Origin of the sequence: Citrobacter sp. CK202 (assembly GCF_030333225.1) — a bacterium.
GTDB lineage: Bacteria > Pseudomonadota > Gammaproteobacteria > Enterobacterales > Enterobacteriaceae > Citrobacter_B > Citrobacter_B koseri.
This window is the reverse complement of record NZ_JAOWGI010000024.1, coordinates 47,837-65,025: the sequence shown is the minus strand read 5'-3', so window position 1 is coordinate 65,025 and position 17,189 is coordinate 47,837. Positions and strand designations below refer to the sequence as shown.

Genomic DNA, 17,189 nt, shown 5'->3' with positions numbered 1-17,189 from the left:
GTAAGAACATTGCCATGCAGAAGAAATCGATTTACGTTGCCTATACCGGCGGTACGATTGGTATGCAGCGCTCGGAACAGGGTTACATTCCGGTATCAGGCCATCTCCAGCGCCAGCTGGCGCTGATGCCCGAATTTCACCGCCCGGAAATGCCGGACTTCACCATTCATGAATATGCCCCGCTGATGGACTCATCCGATATGACGCCGGAAGACTGGCAGCATATCGCAGAAGACATCAAAGCGCGTTACGCCGACTATGACGGCTTTGTCATCCTCCACGGCACGGACACGATGGCGTTCACCGCCTCGGCGCTCTCCTTCATGCTGGAGAATCTGGGTAAGCCGGTAATTGTGACAGGGTCACAAATCCCGCTGGCGGAGCTGCGCTCCGATGGGCAGATTAATCTGCTGAATGCCCTGTATGTCGCCGCGAATTACCCCATCAATGAGGTCACCCTCTTTTTCAATAATCGGCTGTTTCGCGGCAACCGCACGACAAAAGCGCATGCCGATGGCTTTGACGCGTTCGCCTCCCCCAACCTTCAGCCGCTGCTGGAAGCCGGAATTCATATCCGTCGCTTAAGTACGCCGCCCGCACCGCACGGCGAAGGCGAGCTGATTGTTCACCCAATCACGCCGCAGCCTATTGGCGTCGTCACCATTTATCCGGGAATTTCTGCCGAAGTGGTACGTAACTTCCTGCGCCAGCCGGTAAAAGCGCTGATCCTGCGTTCTTACGGCGTCGGCAACGCGCCGCAGAACAAAGAGTTCCTCAAAGAACTGGAGGATGCGAGTTCACGCGGTATCGTGGTGGTTAACCTGACGCAATGCATGTCCGGCAAGGTGAATATGGGTGGGTATGCCACCGGCAACGCGCTGGCGCATGCGGGCGTGATCGGCGGCGCGGATATGACCGTTGAAGCAACGCTGACTAAGCTGCACTACTTGTTAAGCCAGAATCTGGATACACAGACCATTCGTACCGCGATGACGCAAAATCTGCGCGGTGAACTGACGCCAGACGAATAAGGAGCTTTTCATGACGACCCGGGCCTTACTGCTGGTTGATTTGCAGAATGATTTTTGCGCCGGCGGCGCACTGGCCGTCCCTGAAGGCGACAGCACCGTGGACGTAGCAAACCGTCTTATCGCCTGGTGTAAAGCGCGCGGCGACGCGGTGATCGCCAGCCAGGACTGGCATCCTGCCGGACACGGCAGTTTCGCCAGCCAGCATCAGGCGCAGCCCTACAGCCAGGGACAACTGGACGGTTTAGCGCAAACCTTCTGGCCCGATCACTGCGTACAAAATAGCGACGGCGCGGCCTTGCATCCCCTGCTCAGGCAGAACGCCATCGATGCGGTTTTCCATAAAGGCGAGAATCCGCAGGTGGACAGCTACAGCGCCTTTTTTGATAACGGACGCCGCCAGAAAACCGCCCTGGACGCCTGGCTTCGTGAGAACGGCGTACAGACGCTGATCGTGATGGGGCTGGCGACCGATTACTGCGTGAAGTTTACCGTGCTGGATGCGCTGCAACTGGGTTATACGGTGAATGTGATTACCGACGGCTGTCGCGGCGTGAATATTCAGCCGCAGGACAGCGCGCACGCCTTTATGGAGATGGCGGCCGCCGGCGCCACGCTGTATACGCTGGCTGACTGGGAAGAGACGCAGGGTTAGGTGTTCTTACTACCTGATGGCGCTTCGCTTATCAGGCCTACTGGTCATCGCTTTGTAGGCCTGATAAGCGAAGCGCCATCAGGCTACCAACAAAAAAGGCTACATTACAGTTTCAGCGTCGCAATCGATTTTGGCGCAATGCCAAAATCCTCTTTCAACTGCTGCTTACTTTTCATCACCATCTGACCGTTGGTATCAATGGTCATATGCTGCGCGTCGGTATTGTGCCGCGCCTGCCAGAGCATCACCAGTTGCATGCTGTTCTCTTTTTGCTCCGGCGTCAGCGCAACGCCGTCCGGCCATTTTCCCAGCTCAACGGCGGTAGATAAGCGCTGATAAACTTCCGGCGTCATGCTGTCGATCATCTCATCAAGATTCATGATAAGTCCGCTCCTGTGGAATAATTTGCTGAATCGTTTTTTCAGCCCTTAGTTTGTTCGCCGTTTTCATCATCGGTGAAGCTTAATGAGGCCGAATTGACGCAATAACGCTCACCCGTCGGCTGTGGGCCATCCGAAAAGACATGTCCCAGGTGCGCATCACAGTTGCCGCAGCGAATTTCTATACGCTGCATCCCGTGGGAAAAGTCCTTAATGTAACGGATAGACTCTTCACTGACCGGCTCGTAAAAGCTCGGCCAGCCGCAGCCGGAATCATACTTGGTTTGGGAATGAAACAGCGGCGCGTCGCAGACCAGACAGTGGTAGACGCCATCACGCTTATTATGCAGTAAACGCCCGGTAAATGGCGGTTCTGTACCGTGATTCTGCGTCACGTAGAATTGCATTTCGGACAACTTTTTTTTCAGATCTTCCGCAGAGGGTTGATTAGCCATTTGCTCACATCTCGCTTTAGCCATACTCACATTGCGTGACCGATTCTAACAAAACATTAACACCCCAGTGTGAACTTTTGTTCTAAACTTGATCCTTGCGAAATGGCAGCTTATGAATCGTGATCGGAATCACGTTTTTATCTCAGTTGCCCTTTAAAATTCGGGGCGCCGCCCCCATGTGGTTTCAAGCCGAAAGGAAGAGTGAGGCGAGTCAGCCGTGCAAAGCTTGTACAGAGGATTGATTTGTCGCAATGATTGACACGATTCCGCTTGACGCTGCGTAAGGTTTTTGTAATTTTACAGGCAACCTTTTATTCACTAACAAATAGCTGGTGGAATATATGACTATCAAAGTAGGTATCAACGGTTTTGGCCGTATCGGTCGCATTGTTTTCCGTGCTGCTCAGAAACGTTCTGACATTGAGATTGTTGCAATCAACGATCTGTTAGACGCTGAATACATGGCTTACATGCTGAAATATGACTCCACTCACGGTCGTTTCGATGGCACCGTTGAAGTGAAAGACGGTCATCTGATCGTTAACGGTAAAAAAATCCGTGTTACCGCTGAACGTGATCCGGCTAACCTGAAATGGGACGAAGTTGGTGTTGACGTAGTTGCTGAAGCTACCGGTATCTTCCTGACTGACGAAACCGCACGTAAGCACATCACTGCTGGCGCGAAAAAAGTGGTTCTGACGGGCCCGTCCAAAGACAACACTCCGATGTTTGTTAAAGGCGCTAACTTTGACAAATACGAAGGCCAGGACATCGTTTCCAACGCATCCTGCACCACCAACTGCCTGGCGCCGCTGGCTAAAGTTATCAACGACAACTTCGGTATCATCGAAGGTCTGATGACCACCGTTCACGCGACCACCGCTACTCAGAAAACCGTTGACGGCCCGTCTCACAAAGACTGGCGCGGCGGCCGTGGCGCGGCTCAGAACATCATCCCGTCCTCTACCGGTGCTGCTAAAGCGGTAGGTAAAGTGCTGCCGGAACTGAACGGCAAACTGACTGGTATGGCGTTCCGCGTTCCGACTCCGAACGTATCCGTTGTTGACCTGACCGTTCGTCTGGAAAAAGCGGCTTCTTACGAAGACATTAAGAAAGCGATCAAAGCTGCTTCCGAAGGCCCGATGAAAGGCGTTCTGGGTTACACCGAAGACGACGTAGTATCTACCGATTTCAACGGCGAAGTATGCACTTCCGTGTTCGATGCTAAAGCAGGTATCGCGCTGAACGACAACTTCGTGAAACTGGTCTCCTGGTACGACAACGAAACCGGCTACTCCAACAAAGTTCTGGATCTGATTGCTCACATCTCCAAATAAGTTGAGATGAGAAATTGATCCCAAAAGGCGACCTCCGGTCGCCTTTTTTTATGGCTAAGAGTTTTCAACTCCAAGGATTGCATCATGATTAACACAATTTTCGCTCTCCCGGTCATCGAACAAATTACCCCTGTCCTCTCCCGCCGCCAGCTCGACGAGCTTGACGTGATCGTCGTCGATCACCCGCAAGTTAGGGCGTCTTTTGCACTCCAGGGCGCACATTTGCTCTCCTGGAAACCAGCAGGCGCCGAAGAAGTGCTGTGGCTGAGCAACAACACGCCGTTTAAAACAGGCGTTGCGCTGCGTGGCGGCGTACCGATCTGCTGGCCGTGGTTTGGCCCCTCTGCGCAGCAGGGTCTGCCGTCTCACGGCTTTGCCCGTAACCTGCCGTGGGCGCTGAAAGCCCACAACGAAGACGACAACGGCGCGGTACTGACATTTGAACTACAGAGCAGTGAGGCGACTCGCCAGTACTGGCCGCACGATTTCACCCTGCTTGCGCGCTTCAAAGTGGGTAAAACCTGTGAGATCGAACTGGAAGCCCACGGCGAATTCGAAACCACATCTGCCCTGCACACCTACTTTAACGTCGGCGATATCGCCGCAGTTAAGGTCAGCGGCCTTGGCGACCGTTTCATTGATAAAGTGAACGACGCCAAAGAAGATGTGCTGGCAGACGGCGTCCAGACGTTCCCGGATCGTACTGACCGCGTTTACCTGAACCCGGAAGCCTGTAGCGTTATCCATGATGATGCGCTGAACCGCAACATTGACGTCATCCACCATCACAACATTAACGTTGTGGGATGGAACCCTGGCCCGGCACTCGCCGCCAGCATGGGCGACATGCCGGATGATGGCTACAAAACCTTTGTCTGTGTGGAAACGGCTTACGCCACCGCGCCGCAAAAAGCCAGCGAAGAAAAACCGTCTCGCCTGGTGCAAACAATTCGCGTCGCAAAACGTTAAGGGTTGACTGATGCCGGATAACGATGCTGACGCATCTTATCCGGCCTGCAACCTGTCGGCGCCGCTGTCTGCGTACATCTCTGCGCTGGCATTCTCACCCATGTACCACGTCCTGTCATCGCATCCTCCCCATCAATGCACCACCGCAAAGCAAAACAGAGCGCAAGCGCCCTGTTTTGATGCACGAATTGCACTGTAAAAATGCACAATCAGAACTTATAGGTGATCCCGGTTGAGATTAGGCCGGTCCAGGATTTATCAACCATCGGGCTGTCGGTCACTTCATCCGACAAACGGGTATAACGCGCTGTACCGTAAACGCTCCAGTCCCCGAGGAAGTTGTAGTTAGCGCTGATTTCCAGGTACGGGTTCCAGCCGCTTTCTGGATCGTAGCTACGCAGGCCGCTGCGCGAGGACTCTTTGCGCGAAACGCCATAGTAGTATTCGTTCTGGTTTTCGCTGTTCCACTGCACGCCAATACCCGGCGTCAGCGTCAGCGCGCCATTGGTATAGCGGTACAACCAGGCCAGATCCCACACGATGCCGTTGCTGTTATCCAGCGTATCGCCCGCCAGCGTGGTGCGCAGGAAACCGTATTCGGTATTGTGGATGTAAGACAGGCCCGCCATCATGGTGCTCTTACGCTTGTCGAGTTCACGCAGTCGGCGATCGTCGCTGTCGCCTGGCTTAAAGTACAGCGGAGACCAGTACGCGGTAATCGACAATTTATCCGCTTTGTCGTTCCACAGGTAGTATCCGCCGCCCAGTCCCCGGAACCAGAAGTTATCACTTTCATAGTTGATAACCGGCACCGGATACACATCAGCATCGTAATCTTTGTAAGGATGTTCAACCACACCAACGCCAGCGCCCAGCGTCAAGTCGTTTTCAGCTTGCGCTACGCCAGCTGATGTGGCGATAAGCACGCCAAATGCCAGAAGTTTGAGTTTGGTCACAATCCATATTCCTTATTCAAATGTTTAGCGCCAAAAGTGTAACTGCCAATACGTTTCAACCCAACTATTTTACTTATTCGTTTCACTCTCTGTAACCGGTTAATTTCTCAATAGTGGATGACAGTTTGCTTGCAGTCGGATGAACTCGGGATGACTTTCATCTCTTTTCTTTACATAACCATGCACTTTTAGCGGATGAGTTATTGATATGCCATTGAAATTCATTTATGCGCACAGGCAAGTTTTGCAAATGCCATCTACGCTTAATTTTAAGAAGGTGTATCACCGGGCACGTTGATCTCTTGCTCTGCGTTGTGGCATGAGAGTTGCTGTTTATCAGTAGAGACGTCGTTCAGTTACCTCTTCCGGGAGCCTCTACTATTCATATGAACGGCTCTTACCATGTGCTAAAAAACGAAAGGACGGCATACCATGAATATATTCGATCACTATCGCCAGCGCTATGAAGCTGCCAAGGACGAAGAGTTCACACTGCAGGAGTTTCTTACCACTTGTCGGCAAGATCGCAGTGCTTATGCCAACGCGGCAGAGCGGCTACTGATGGCTATTGGTGAGCCTGTCATGGTCGATACTGCCCAGGAACCTCGACTTTCTCGACTCTTTTCGAACCGGGTCATCGCTCGCTATCCCGCATTCGAAGAGTTTTACGGCATGGAAGACGCGATTGAACAGATTGTCTCTTATCTGAAACACGCGGCTCAGGGGCTGGAAGAGAAGAAACAGATCCTGTATCTGTTGGGGCCTGTAGGGGGCGGTAAATCGTCGCTGGCCGAGCGACTGAAATCTTTGATGCAGCATGTGCCTATTTATGTTCTGAGCGCCAACGGTGAGCGTAGTCCGGTAAACGATCACCCGTTATGCCTGTTTAATCCGCAGGAGGACGCGCAGATTCTGGAAAAAGAGTACGGCATTCCGCGCCGCTATCTCGGCACCATTATGTCGCCGTGGGCCGCGAAACGTCTGCATGAGTTCGGCGGGGATATTACCAAATTCCGCGTCATCAAAGTCTGGCCGTCCATTCTGGAACAGATTGCTATCGCCAAAACAGAACCCGGCGATGAAAACAACCAGGATATTTCCGCGCTGGTCGGCAAGGTGGATATTCGTAAACTCGAACACCACGCGCAAAACGACCCGGATGCCTATGGCTATTCCGGCGCGCTGTGCCGCGCTAACCAGGGGATCATGGAGTTCGTCGAGATGTTTAAAGCACCGATTAAAGTGCTGCATCCTCTGCTGACCGCCACTCAGGAAGGTAACTACAACGGGACGGAAGGTATCTCCGCCCTGCCGTTTAACGGTATTATTCTTGCCCACTCGAACGAATCCGAATGGGTGACTTTCCGCAACAACAAAAATAACGAAGCCTTCCTCGACCGTGTTTACATCGTGAAGGTGCCGTATTGCTTACGCATTTCCGAAGAGATCAAAATCTACGAGAAGCTGCTGAATCACAGTGAGCTGACTCATGCGCCATGCGCGCCGGGTACGCTGGAAACCCTGTCGCGCTTCTCGATTCTTTCTCGTCTGAAAGAGCCGGAAAACTCGAGCATCTACTCGAAAATGCGCGTCTATGATGGCGAAAGCCTGAAAGATACCGACCCGAAAGCGAAGTCCTATCAGGAATACCGGGACTACGCCGGCGTCGATGAAGGGATGAACGGTCTGTCCACGCGTTTCGCGTTTAAGATCCTCTCCCGCGTGTTTAACTTTGACCATGCCGAAGTGGCCGCCAACCCGGTGCATTTGTTCTACGTACTGGAGCAGCAAATCGAGCGCGAACAGTTCCCGCAGGAGCTGGCTGAGCGCTATCTGGAGTTCCTGAAAGGTTATCTGATCCCGAAATACGCCGAGTTTATTGGCAAAGAGATCCAGACCGCCTATCTGGAATCCTATTCCGAGTACGGACAGAACATTTTTGATCGTTATGTCACCTATGCGGATTTCTGGATTCAGGATCAGGAATATCGCGACCCGGATACCGGCCAGCTCTTTGACCGCGAGTCACTGAACGCTGAACTGGAGAAAATCGAAAAACCGGCGGGCATCAGCAACCCGAAAGATTTCCGTAACGAGATCGTCAACTTCGTTCTGCGTGCCAGAGCGAATAACAGCGGTCGCAATCCAAACTGGACCAGTTACGAAAAACTGCGCACGGTTATTGAGAAGAAAATGTTCTCGAATACCGAGGAGCTGCTGCCGGTGATTTCGTTTAACGCGAAAACCTCAACCGACGAGCAGAAAAAACACGACGATTTTGTCGACCGCATGATGGAGAAAGGTTATACCCGTAAGCAGGTTCGCCTGCTGTGCGAATGGTATCTGCGCGTACGTAAATCGTCTTAACAGCATAAATGGCCCGGAAAATTTTATCCGTTTACCGGGCCAACAATTCTTTTGTACGCGAAATCATTCAAGAGGTATCAAGGCGGCAAATGAGTGAATCCCCAGGAGCGTACATAAGTACGTGACTGGGGTGAGCGAATACAGCCAACGCAGAGACAACTTGAAGGATGAAGCGTAAGTTGGCAAATGCAGTACGGGGGGCTTATGACCTGGTTTATTGACCGGCGTCTTAACGGTAAAAACAAGAGCATGGTGAACCGCCAGCGCTTCTTACGCCGTTATAAAGCGCAAATTAAACAGTCGATCTCCGAGGCCATTAATAAACGTTCGGTGACCGATGTAGAGAGCGGCGAGTCCGTTTCAATCCCGACGGATGACATCAGCGAACCGATGTTTCATCAGGGACGGGGCGGCTTGCGCCATCGCGTACACCCCGGCAACGATCATTTCGTACAGAACGATCGCATTGAGCGTCCACAAGGTGGCGGCGGTGGTTCCGGGAGTGGGCAAGGCCAGGCCAGTCAGGATGGTGAGGGTCAGGATGAATTCGTCTTTCAGATTTCCAAAGATGAGTATCTGGATCTGCTCTTTGAAGATTTAGCGCTGCCTAATCTGAAAAAAAATCAGCAACGGCAGCTTACTGAGTATAAAACCCACCGCGCGGGTTTTACCTCCAACGGCGTTCCGGCCAACATCAGCGTGGTGCGTTCCCTGCAAAACTCTCTGGCGCGCCGCACGGCGATGACTGCGGGTAAACGTCGGGAGCTGCGCGCGCTTGAGGACGACCTGGACATCATCACCAAAAGCGAACCCGCGCAGTTGCTGGAAGAGGAGCGGCTACGTAAAGAGATTGCCGAACTGCGGGCAAAAATCGACCGTGTCCCCTTTATCGACACCTTTGATTTACGCTACAAAAATTATGAAAAGCGCCCTGACCCTTCCAGCCAGGCCGTGATGTTCTGCCTGATGGACGTATCCGGCTCGATGGATCAGGCCACCAAAGATATGGCCAAACGTTTTTATATCCTGCTCTACCTGTTCCTCAGCCGAACCTATAAGAACGTTGAAGTGGTCTATATCCGCCACCATACGCAGGCAAAAGAGGTGGATGAACATGAGTTCTTCTACTCCCAGGAAACCGGGGGCACTATCGTCTCCAGCGCCCTGAAATTGATGGATGAGGTAGTGAAAGATCGCTACGACCCGGCGCAGTGGAATATCTACGCGGCGCAGGCTTCGGATGGCGATAACTGGGCAGATGACTCTCCGCTGTGTCATGAGATTCTGGCGAAAAAACTGCTGCCGGTGGTGCGCTATTACAGCTATATCGAAATCACCCGCCGCGCCCACCAGACCTTATGGCGCGAATATGAGCATCTGCAATCGACCTTTGATAACTTTGCGATGCAGCATATCCGCGACCAGGATGATATCTATCCGGTCTTCCGTGAACTGTTCCAGAAACAAAGTACGACAAGTAAAGACTAGAAATCAGTCCGTCAGGTCAGTAAAAAGCCAGAACCCTGTTCTGGCTTTTCTTTATTTCCCCTTAACCGAACAGCAGACAATGTAATTCAACTGATGGCGCTGTGATTTAAAGAAGCGAAACATCTTGATAAAACGGCTGCGATTGTCACGGATGCACAGCCCGTTATAAACAATTTTAAGCGCCCCTTTCAGCCCTTCATCGCGAATCAACCCTCGCGGAGACATCAGCGACATTTCACCGTTTTGCTGTAAAACCTGCTCAAACCCGGAATCCAGCAACAGATCGCGCCAGCCTTGTTTGGTCATCGGGCTTACATTCGATTTCACCACATGCTGAAGCTGGTTCTGCTCACCTTCCGCCAGCTTCTGGCTGGTCAGCATAATATCGTGCGTTAAGAGACGGCCACCCGGCTTCAGAACCCGATAATATTCACCGATCAGCTTTGCTTTCGCTTTGTCGGCATACATGGTGAGCATGGCCTCGTTAATCACGACATCGAAACTGTTATCGGCAAAGGGTAAGCTGTTGGCATTGGCGGCCATGACATGGATGTGATTTTCCAGCCCGTGCGCCGCAACATTGTTCCGCGCGTTTGCCAGCGCGTTTTTATCCATATCGATGGCGTAGACCGAACAACCAAAACGTTGCACCAACTCAATGGCGGTCGTCGCCATATTGCATGCCACTTCCAGCACCTGGCTGCCCGGCGTCAGCTGAGACTGGCTGAACAGCCACTCCGTCGCCTCAATGCCGCCCGGACGCAGACGGGTTTTGCCCAGGCTAGCTAAAAACGTATGGCCCGCTTTTTCATTCGCACTCATCGCGCACCCTCCTTCCTGATAAGTTGCATTATAAATACAACATTAAGAGAAAAAGGGGAAGTATGAGAATGATTTTTATTTCATAACACAAAAGAGGACGAAGGCGCTGTTAGAGAGAACATCGCCACTGTGATAAACTGAAGCGTCGCCCTTTGAAAACTGTTATTCATCATGAAATTGCATCATAAAGCGCTCAGGCTCTTTATCTCCGCAAGCGTCATTGTACTGACGTCCTCTTTTCTGGCTTATGAACTGATCGCCAGTGACAGGGCGATGAATGCCTATATGGGCTATATCATCGAAAAGGCAGACTCTTCATTTTTGTATGACAAGTACCAGAATCAGAGCATTGCAGCTCATTTAATGCGCACGTTCACGGAGCCCAAAACACCGCCATCCGATGAACAACAATATGCGTTATGCCGCGGATTTGAAACAGGTCGCAATACCCACGGCATCAATCTCACCACTCATAATAACCCATCGCTACATGGAACACTGCAAACCGCCGAGGCAAACTGCGCGATCGTAGCTGACGACGCTCCTCTGTTGTTCGCTTTTGATCAGGCGGTGGCCGCGAATCGTAACCAGAAGGATTATGGTAAAGGGCTGGGCACTGTAGAAGATAAATTCCACTACTATCTGGATATTAAAAAACGCTACGTCTATTTCTATAACCTGATTGACTCCAGACAATTTTTTATGCACCACTGGTCTTTTCTGCGAAAAGGAACACTGGGAATCAACCGTAACGATATTGATGGTCAATTCACAGGGCGAACAGTGCTCTCAAGCATTTATCAGGACGATCTTACTGAAAAAAATGTGATGAGTTTTTTAACTCCCGTTTATCTACATGGAAAGTTAAAAGGCATAGTAATGGTGGATATTAACCAGGATAACCTGAAGAATATTTTTTACACTCAGGATCGTCCACTGGTCTGGCGCTATCTGGACGCGACTCTATTCGACCTGAATTCAGAGAAAAAAATCATTGTCCATCAGAGCGAAAATAACCTCTTTAATTATGTTAATTATGTTCACGACCTGCCAGGCGGAATCCGTGTCACATTATCTCTCGACATCCTGTATTTTATTGTCTCATCGTGGAAACTGTTCGCCTTTTACCTGCTCGTTACCGCTACGTTACTGAACATGGTCAGAATGCATTTTCGCCTTTACCATAATGTCAATCGTGAAAATATCAGCGATGCGATGACCGGCCTCTATAACCGTAAAATCCTGACACCGCAGCTTGAACAGCGTTTGCAGCGACTGGTCAACACAGGCACCTCCGTGACGTTTATCGCCATCGATCTGGATAGGTTGAAAGTCATTAACGACACGCAGGGGCATCAGGAAGGCGATCGCACAATTACATTGCTGGCAAAAGCCATTGAAGCATCGGTGCGTAAAACTGATTACGCAATAAGACTGGGAGGTGATGAATTTTGTGTAATTCTTATCGATTCAGTTGTACCGGCAACAACTTTACCTGAGCGTATTGCCAATAAGTTGCGAATCATCGCGCCAGATAAGGTGATTAGTTTTTCCGCTGGACTTTATCATATGCAACCTGAGGATACGATCCAGGACGCATACAAGGCCTCTGATGAGCAACTCTATCTCAACAAACAACAAAATCATGCACGTTTGTGATACCCTTTTGCCGTTGAAACTTCATCGCAATATTGGGAGTGAATAATGAATGAAGTCGCTAAGGGAATCACGGCTCACCAGCGTTTGATTACCCTTTTATCGCAGGAAGGCGCCACTTATCGTGTACTCAGTCACGAGGCGGTCGGTAAGTGCGAAGCGGTTTCGGAAATTCGCGGCACCGCACTAGGCCAGGGGGCAAAAGCGCTGGTGTGTAAAGTGAAAGGCAATGGCGTCAATCAACATGTCCTGGCGATCCTTTCCGCTGACCAGCAGGCCGATCTCGCCCAACTCGCAAACCATCTCGGCGGACTAAGAGCTTCGCTTGCCAGCCCTGCCGAGGTGGATGCGCTGACCGGCTGCGTCTTTGGCGCGATTCCCCCTTTTAGCTTCCACCCTAACCTGAAGCTGGTGGCCGATCCGCTGTTGTTCGAGCGCTTCAACGAAATCGCGTTTAACGCCGGCGTGCTGGAAAAATCGGTCATTATGAATACCGACGATTACCTGCGCATTGCGCAGCCGGAACTGGTCAACTTTCGCCGAGCGCAATAACGGCTCAGAAACGTCTTTCCAGCACCAGTACGGAAATCACAATCACCGCGGCAATAGCGAAAAATGATGAGGTAATGATCAGCGTTTCAATCAGCATATGATCGTTCATGGTTTCACCCCGTTGCGACAGAGAAAACGGCTCACCTGTTATTGATAAATCGAATTAATGGCAATTTAATGACAGCAAGCCTGGCCTGCCCGGAAAATTCTCCTCAGGCATTCGCCTGAAAATGTGCCGTTATTGATAAAAAAGCCTGTTCACTCACGTATTTGCGCGTACAGTAAGCAGGCTTATCTTTCTCTGGCAAGGAAACCACGATGTTTGATGTCACTCTGCTGATCCTGCTTGGACTGGCAGCGCTGGGCTTTATCAGCCATAACACCACTGTCGCCGTTTCAATTCTGGTGTTGATCATTGTCCGCGTTACCCCACTCAATACGTTTTTCCCGTGGATTGAGAAACAGGGGCTTACCGTCGGGATCATTATCCTGACTATCGGCGTCATGGCGCCGATCGCCAGCGGTTCGCTGCCTCCCTCTACGCTCATTCACTCCTTCGTCAACTGGAAATCACTGGTTGCCATCGCCATTGGCGTCTTCGTCTCCTGGCTGGGCGGGCGCGGCGTTACGCTGATGGGAAGCCAGCCACAGCTGGTCGCGGGTTTACTGGTGGGGACGGTACTGGGCGTCGCGCTGTTCCGGGGCGTGCCGGTCGGCCCGCTCATTGCCGCAGGCCTGGTGTCGCTGATTATTGGGAAGCAGTAAGCCCGGCCAGATAACGACCCGGCGTTTGCCCCAGCCCCTTTTTAAACATGGTGATAAACGCGGTCGTTGAATCATAACCCAGCGTTTGGGCGACGTGCTGCACGCTGTGTCCGTCAATCAGCGCCTGCAACGCCAGAATAAGCTGCAACTGGTGACGCCAGCGACGAAAGCTCAGGCCGGTTTCCTTTACCACCAATCGGGCAAGATTGCGTTCGCTCATGGCGAACAGGCTCGCCCACTGCCCCAGCGTTTGCCAGCGGGCTGATTCACGCGCCATCGTCTCCACCATTTGACGTATTTTGGGATGCCCGGAAACCGGAAGCTGCATCTGCTCCTGTGGTTGTTGCGGAAGCTCATCAAACAAGACCTGTGTCAGGCGCTGCGTCATTGGCTCGGTACGCTGAATATCCGTTCTCGCGGCAAGCGCCAGAATCAGCTCCCGGCACAATGGCGTTATTTTTAGCGTACAGCAGCGATCCGGCATCACGACCGCATCCGGCTCAATAAACAGAAAACATAATTCCGCCCCCGCCGTGACGTGGTTACTGTGGGGAATTTCGCCGGGAACCCATACCGCATACTGTGGCGGCACCATCCACATGGCGCTTTCTACTTCGCAGGTAATAGCGCCATGCAGCGCCAGGATCAGTTGCCCTTTTCGATGGTGATGCAGCGGACTGAAAAGCTCATCTTCGCGAGCGCGAATGCAAAAGGCCACAGCCGCATCATGGTGAAGGTCAGGCTCGTAGCCATCCAGTCTCAGGCCAATCATCATATTGTCCGATTTTAGCGATAAACTGTCATTTTAGCTTGATTGATCCAGAGAGTAAAAACGGTAAGGTATCGCCTCGCCTGTTGATATGAGAAAACAATGACTATTTCCCCTTCATTACGTGGCAAAAACGGTGCATTACTGATTGCCGGTATTCTGATGATTGCGACGACGCTGCGCGTTACCTTCACTGGCGCTGCGCCGTTACTGGAGACGATTCGTGCGGATTACGGGCTAACTACCGCACAAACGGGCCTCCTGACCACGCTTCCCTTGCTGGCTTTCGCGCTGGTCTCTCCGCTGGCGGCAAACATTGCGCGCCGGTTCGGCATGGAACGTAGCCTGTTTGCCGCCATGCTGTTGATTTGCTTTGGTATTGCCGTGCGCTCGCTGCCTTCTGCCAGCTTCCTGTTTACCGGCACAGCCATTATTGGTTGCGGTATCGCGCTGGGAAACGTGCTGCTCCCCGGGCTGATTAAACGCGATTACTCACAGCATGTGGCAAAACTGACCGGCGCCTATTCATTGACGATGGGCGCCGCAGCAGCGGTGGGTTCGGCAATGGTCGTACCCCTGGCGTTGCATGGCTTTGGCTGGCGCGGCGCGCTGTTAATGCTGATGCTGTTTCCCCTGCTGGCCTTTCTTATCTGGCTGCCGCAGTGGCGCAACACGGCTACCGCCAACCTGAGCAGCTCCCGCGCGTTACACTCGCGCGGCATCTGGCGATCCTCCCTCGCCTGGCAAGTCACCTTATTCCTCGGCATTAACTCGCTTATCTATTACGTTATCATCGGCTGGCTACCCGCGATTTTAATCAGCCACGGCTACAGTGAAGCGCAGGCCGGATCGCTACACGGCCTGCTGCAACTGGCGACGGCTGCGCCGGGACTGTTGATTCCGCTCATCCTGCACCGGTTCAAGGATCAGCGCAGTATTGCCGCGCTGGTATCGCTCATGTGCGCTCTCGGCGCGGCCGGGTTCTGGTTTATGCCGGAACAGGCGGTGCTGTGGACGATTCTGTTTGGGTTTGGCTCTGGCGCGACGATGATTTTGGGTCTGACGTTTATCGGGCTGCGCGCCAGTTCCGCGCACCAGGCGGCGGCGCTTTCGGGCATGGCGCAATCTGTCGGCTATCTGCTGGCGGCATGTGGGCCGCCGTTGATGGGTAAGATTCATGATGCCAACGGCGACTGGCACATCCCGCTAATTGGCGTGGCGGTTCTGGCGGTCGCGATGGCGATATTCGGCCTTTATGCCGGACGCGATCGGGAGATCGCATCAAAATAACCGAACGGGCAGGCATTGACCTGCCCTTGTTTTTATCCCCGTGCGGCTCGCAGCATCGCCTGCACCAAGGGAACGGGTTTGCCCGCCAGCGCGCCACGTTCATGTTGAAAAAGCGTACCAATGAAAAAGGGATGCGTTACCAGTTCCACGGCACGGATGTCTCCCGCCTCATCCCACCCGGTAACCCGCAAATCGCCATTCTCAAGTTCAGCGGCAAAATCCTCTGATACCCCGTAGTTGCAGTGATACCCTTCGGAGATAACGTCCTGCCCGTAGGCTTTGGCGACCAGCGTATTCGCCCTCAGTTCGATATCATCCGTTTTTTCCACCAACGAGCAGCTCAACGGGGCGATAACCATCCGACCGGAAGCATCAGTTTCGGCATGCGCCGCATCGCGCCAGCCCAGCACGTTGCGGGCATACTCGAGGATCGCGTGCTGGAATCCGCCGCAGGTTCCCAGAAAAGGAATGCTGTTTTCACGGGCATAACGAATAGCAATCAATGCCCCTTCGGTATTTTTATAGGGGCTGCCGGGAACAACCCAGATGGCATCATAGCCCACCAAATCTTCGTCACTATTGATGTCGGGCGTCGTCAGCCAGTCATAGTCCGCCATTAACTCCAGCACGGCGGCCGCATCATCAATAGCAAGGGGGATGGCCTGGTGCGCCACGATATCGGGGTTGTAATCACCCACCAGCGCAATACGTAGCGTGTCTTTAACAGGGGAAAGTTCCATGAGGCGTTCCTTATGTCAATGCAATGAGGGACAACATAAGGAACCTCAGACTACCGATCTTTTACTGTTATCACAATCCCTTAAATTGAGGAGGATCGAAGTGCTATAGTGATGACGTTCTACGTTTCAGAAACAGCCTGCTACGTCAGCATGACGCGGCACGATTTTCCGGCAATCAGATTAATGAAGTCATGGCCTGGATTGAGGAGAGAAAAGGATGAAAATTCAGTGTAAACGCGTCTACGACCCGGCAGAAAAAAGCGACGGCTACCGTGTACTGGTTGACAGGCTGTGGCCGCGAGGGGTCAAAAAAACCGATCTGGCCTTTGACGAGTGGGATAAAACGCTGACGCCTTCATCTGAATTACGCAAGGCCTTTCACTCTGAAGTGATTGATTTCAAGAATTTTACTGCGCAATACCGGAGTGAACTCGACCAACAGAAGCAGGAAGGTAAACGACTGGCGGACATTGCCCGCCAGCAGACGCTGACCCTGCTATATGCGGCAAAGAACACAGAGCAGAATCACGCACTTGTCCTGGCCGACTGGCTACGCGGATTGTGATTCGCACACAAAATCCGCCAAAACACGGCGCACGCGCAAAGCGATGCGCCGGGTGTCACTTACCGCTGGCAGGATGATCTCTGCGCCAGAGATCCCACTCTTCAATCACTTCACCGCCGGGCAGTTTACATTCCGTGCGTACCCCTTGCGGGCTTTGAACGGGCACTCGCGTACCGCCCTTCTGTTCGCAATAGACGGCAGCCGGGTTTGCCATACCTATTTGCGGAGGTTTCGGCGCCTCGGGCTGGGATGACGACGAACAGGCGGAGAGCGCCAACGCGCACGGCAGCGCGACAAATATGAATCTCATATGAACTCCCGTTAACATTACACCCCGACAGGTTAACCCGCCTGCCGTTGTATCTCCATGTTTTCTTGCGATGCGTATCAGAATG

At 52.5% G+C, this 17,189-nt stretch carries 18 protein-coding genes and 1 pseudogene; 11 read left to right on the top strand and 8 right to left on the bottom strand.

The features are described 5' to 3' along the window. The first annotated feature begins 14 nt into the window (after positions 1–14). Positions 15–1,031 carry an asparaginase gene (ansA, locus tag OGX84_RS08525; protein ID WP_049008792.1) on the top strand — a complete coding sequence of 339 codons (1,017 nt, stop codon included), beginning with the start codon at positions 15–17 and terminating at the stop codon, positions 1,029–1,031. Between the two features lie 10 nt (positions 1,032–1,041). Next, the gene (pncA, locus tag OGX84_RS08520; RefSeq protein ID WP_115626625.1) at positions 1,042–1,683 is read left to right on the top strand and encodes a bifunctional nicotinamidase/pyrazinamidase; all 642 of its coding nucleotides are present in this window, start codon (positions 1,042–1,044) and stop codon (positions 1,681–1,683) included. Between the two features lie 104 nt (positions 1,684–1,787). On the opposite strand, the gene OGX84_RS08515 is transcribed toward pncA, so the two are convergent. Beyond that, positions 1,788–2,063, bottom strand: coding sequence for a YeaC family protein (locus OGX84_RS08515; RefSeq protein WP_012132664.1), 276 nt, complete (start codon positions 2,061–2,063; stop codon positions 1,788–1,790). A 41-nt stretch (positions 2,064–2,104) separates the two neighbouring features. Further along, entirely contained in the window at positions 2,105–2,518 is a 414-nt protein-coding gene (msrB, locus tag OGX84_RS08510; RefSeq protein WP_047457431.1) for a peptide-methionine (R)-S-oxide reductase MsrB, read from the bottom strand. Between the two features lie 341 nt (positions 2,519–2,859). Between msrB and gapA the strand changes: the two genes are divergently transcribed. Then, positions 2,860–3,855 (top strand): glyceraldehyde-3-phosphate dehydrogenase, encoded by a 996-nt coding sequence (gene gapA, locus OGX84_RS08505; RefSeq protein WP_012132666.1) that lies wholly within the window; start codon positions 2,860–2,862, stop codon positions 3,853–3,855. Between the two features lie 84 nt (positions 3,856–3,939). After that, positions 3,940–4,824 carry a D-hexose-6-phosphate mutarotase gene (locus OGX84_RS08500; RefSeq protein WP_112002366.1) on the top strand — a complete coding sequence of 295 codons (885 nt, stop codon included), beginning with the start codon at positions 3,940–3,942 and terminating at the stop codon, positions 4,822–4,824. A gap of 209 nt (positions 4,825–5,033) precedes the next feature. Here the strand turns inward: OGX84_RS08500 and OGX84_RS08495 are convergent, their stop codons facing one another. Continuing rightward, positions 5,034–5,780 carry a MipA/OmpV family protein gene (locus OGX84_RS08495; protein WP_012132670.1) on the bottom strand — a complete coding sequence of 249 codons (747 nt, stop codon included), beginning with the start codon at positions 5,778–5,780 and terminating at the stop codon, positions 5,034–5,036. A 432-nt stretch (positions 5,781–6,212) separates the two neighbouring features. Here OGX84_RS08495 and yeaG point away from each other — a divergent pair, with 432 nt between their 5' ends. Then, positions 6,213–8,147 carry a protein kinase YeaG gene (gene yeaG / locus OGX84_RS08490; RefSeq protein ID WP_012132672.1) on the top strand — a complete coding sequence of 645 codons (1,935 nt, stop codon included), beginning with the start codon at positions 6,213–6,215 and terminating at the stop codon, positions 8,145–8,147. Positions 8,148–8,351: 204 nt separating this feature from the next. Then, a complete protein-coding gene (locus OGX84_RS08485) occupies positions 8,352–9,635 on the top strand; it encodes a YeaH/YhbH family protein (RefSeq protein ID WP_058669020.1) in 1,284 nt (427 codons plus the stop codon). 51 nt (positions 9,636–9,686) lie between these two features. Here the strand turns inward: OGX84_RS08485 and OGX84_RS08480 are convergent, their stop codons facing one another. After that, positions 9,687–10,457, bottom strand: a complete 771-nt coding sequence (locus OGX84_RS08480) for a class I SAM-dependent methyltransferase (RefSeq protein ID WP_012132674.1) — start codon at positions 10,455–10,457, stop codon at positions 9,687–9,689. A 171-nt stretch (positions 10,458–10,628) separates the two neighbouring features. Between OGX84_RS08480 and dgcJ the strand changes: the two genes are divergently transcribed. Then, the gene (dgcJ, locus tag OGX84_RS08475; protein ID WP_012132675.1) at positions 10,629–12,116 is read left to right on the top strand and encodes a diguanylate cyclase DgcJ; all 1,488 of its coding nucleotides are present in this window, start codon (positions 10,629–10,631) and stop codon (positions 12,114–12,116) included. A gap of 45 nt (positions 12,117–12,161) precedes the next feature. Continuing rightward, complete coding sequence (locus OGX84_RS08470; protein ID WP_012132676.1) at positions 12,162–12,665, top strand: YbaK/prolyl-tRNA synthetase associated domain-containing protein; 504 nt, start codon at positions 12,162–12,164, stop codon at positions 12,663–12,665. A 4-nt stretch (positions 12,666–12,669) separates the two neighbouring features. Here the strand turns inward: OGX84_RS08470 and yoaI are convergent, their stop codons facing one another. Next, a complete protein-coding gene (gene yoaI / locus OGX84_RS08465) occupies positions 12,670–12,774 on the bottom strand; it encodes a small membrane protein YoaI (RefSeq protein WP_096753847.1) in 105 nt (34 codons plus the stop codon). A gap of 209 nt (positions 12,775–12,983) precedes the next feature. On the opposite strand from yoaI, the gene OGX84_RS08460 reads away from it, so the two are divergent. Further along, positions 12,984–13,430, top strand: a complete 447-nt coding sequence (locus OGX84_RS08460; protein ID WP_012132677.1) for a DUF441 domain-containing protein — start codon at positions 12,984–12,986, stop codon at positions 13,428–13,430. On the opposite strand, the pseudogene OGX84_RS08455 reads toward OGX84_RS08460, so the two are convergent. Next, positions 13,413–14,202: pseudogene (locus OGX84_RS08455) on the bottom strand (AraC family transcriptional regulator); the annotation flags it as partial. The gene OGX84_RS08460 and the pseudogene OGX84_RS08455 sit on opposite strands and share 18 nt — an antisense overlap. A gap of 99 nt (positions 14,203–14,301) precedes the next feature. Here OGX84_RS08455 and OGX84_RS08450 point away from each other — a divergent pair. After that, positions 14,302–15,489, top strand: a complete 1,188-nt coding sequence (locus tag OGX84_RS08450) for a CynX/NimT family MFS transporter (RefSeq protein ID WP_286457817.1) — start codon at positions 14,302–14,304, stop codon at positions 15,487–15,489. A 32-nt stretch (positions 15,490–15,521) separates the two neighbouring features. On the opposite strand, the gene OGX84_RS08445 is transcribed toward OGX84_RS08450, so the two are convergent. After that, on the bottom strand, positions 15,522–16,229 hold the full coding sequence (locus tag OGX84_RS08445; RefSeq protein ID WP_286457816.1) for a CTP synthase C-terminal region-related (seleno)protein: 708 nt from the start codon (positions 16,227–16,229) through the stop codon (positions 15,522–15,524). 217 nt (positions 16,230–16,446) lie between these two features. Here OGX84_RS08445 and OGX84_RS08440 point away from each other — a divergent pair, with 217 nt between their 5' ends. Then, positions 16,447–16,794 carry a DUF488 domain-containing protein gene (locus OGX84_RS08440; RefSeq protein WP_104868746.1) on the top strand — a complete coding sequence of 116 codons (348 nt, stop codon included), beginning with the start codon at positions 16,447–16,449 and terminating at the stop codon, positions 16,792–16,794. Positions 16,795–16,849: 55 nt separating this feature from the next. On the opposite strand, the gene OGX84_RS08435 is transcribed toward OGX84_RS08440, so the two are convergent. After that, complete coding sequence (locus tag OGX84_RS08435) at positions 16,850–17,104, bottom strand: putative hemolysin (RefSeq protein WP_230011222.1); 255 nt, start codon at positions 17,102–17,104, stop codon at positions 16,850–16,852. Positions 17,105–17,189: the final 85 nt, after the last annotated feature.

Bases quoted from the DNA above. Each gene is read 5' to 3' on its own strand.
- ansA (WP_049008792.1), top strand. From the start codon at position 15: ATGCAGAAGAAATCGATTTACGTTGCCTATACCGGCGGTACGATTGGT.
- pncA (WP_115626625.1), top strand. From the start codon at position 1,042: ATGACGACCCGGGCCTTACTGCTGGTTGATTTGCAGAATGATTTTTGC.
- OGX84_RS08515 (WP_012132664.1), bottom strand. From the start codon at position 2,063: ATGAATCTTGATGAGATGATCGACAGCATGACGCCGGAAGTTTATCAG.
- msrB (WP_047457431.1), bottom strand. From the start codon at position 2,518: ATGGCTAATCAACCCTCTGCGGAAGATCTGAAAAAAAAGTTGTCCGAA.
- gapA (WP_012132666.1), top strand. From the start codon at position 2,860: ATGACTATCAAAGTAGGTATCAACGGTTTTGGCCGTATCGGTCGCATT.
- OGX84_RS08500 (WP_112002366.1), top strand. From the start codon at position 3,940: ATGATTAACACAATTTTCGCTCTCCCGGTCATCGAACAAATTACCCCT.
- yeaG (WP_012132672.1), top strand. From the start codon at position 6,213: ATGAATATATTCGATCACTATCGCCAGCGCTATGAAGCTGCCAAGGAC.
- OGX84_RS08485 (WP_058669020.1), top strand. From the start codon at position 8,352: ATGACCTGGTTTATTGACCGGCGTCTTAACGGTAAAAACAAGAGCATG.
- OGX84_RS08480 (WP_012132674.1), bottom strand. From the start codon at position 10,457: ATGAGTGCGAATGAAAAAGCGGGCCATACGTTTTTAGCTAGCCTGGGC.
- dgcJ (WP_012132675.1), top strand. From the start codon at position 10,629: ATGAAATTGCATCATAAAGCGCTCAGGCTCTTTATCTCCGCAAGCGTC.
- OGX84_RS08470 (WP_012132676.1), top strand. From the start codon at position 12,162: ATGAATGAAGTCGCTAAGGGAATCACGGCTCACCAGCGTTTGATTACC.
- yoaI (WP_096753847.1), bottom strand. From the start codon at position 12,774: ATGAACGATCATATGCTGATTGAAACGCTGATCATTACCTCATCATTT.
- OGX84_RS08460 (WP_012132677.1), top strand. From the start codon at position 12,984: ATGTTTGATGTCACTCTGCTGATCCTGCTTGGACTGGCAGCGCTGGGC.
- OGX84_RS08450 (WP_286457817.1), top strand. From the start codon at position 14,302: ATGACTATTTCCCCTTCATTACGTGGCAAAAACGGTGCATTACTGATT.
- OGX84_RS08445 (WP_286457816.1), bottom strand. From the start codon at position 16,229: ATGGAACTTTCCCCTGTTAAAGACACGCTACGTATTGCGCTGGTGGGT.
- OGX84_RS08440 (WP_104868746.1), top strand. From the start codon at position 16,447: ATGAAAATTCAGTGTAAACGCGTCTACGACCCGGCAGAAAAAAGCGAC.
- OGX84_RS08435 (WP_230011222.1), bottom strand. From the start codon at position 17,104: ATGAGATTCATATTTGTCGCGCTGCCGTGCGCGTTGGCGCTCTCCGCC.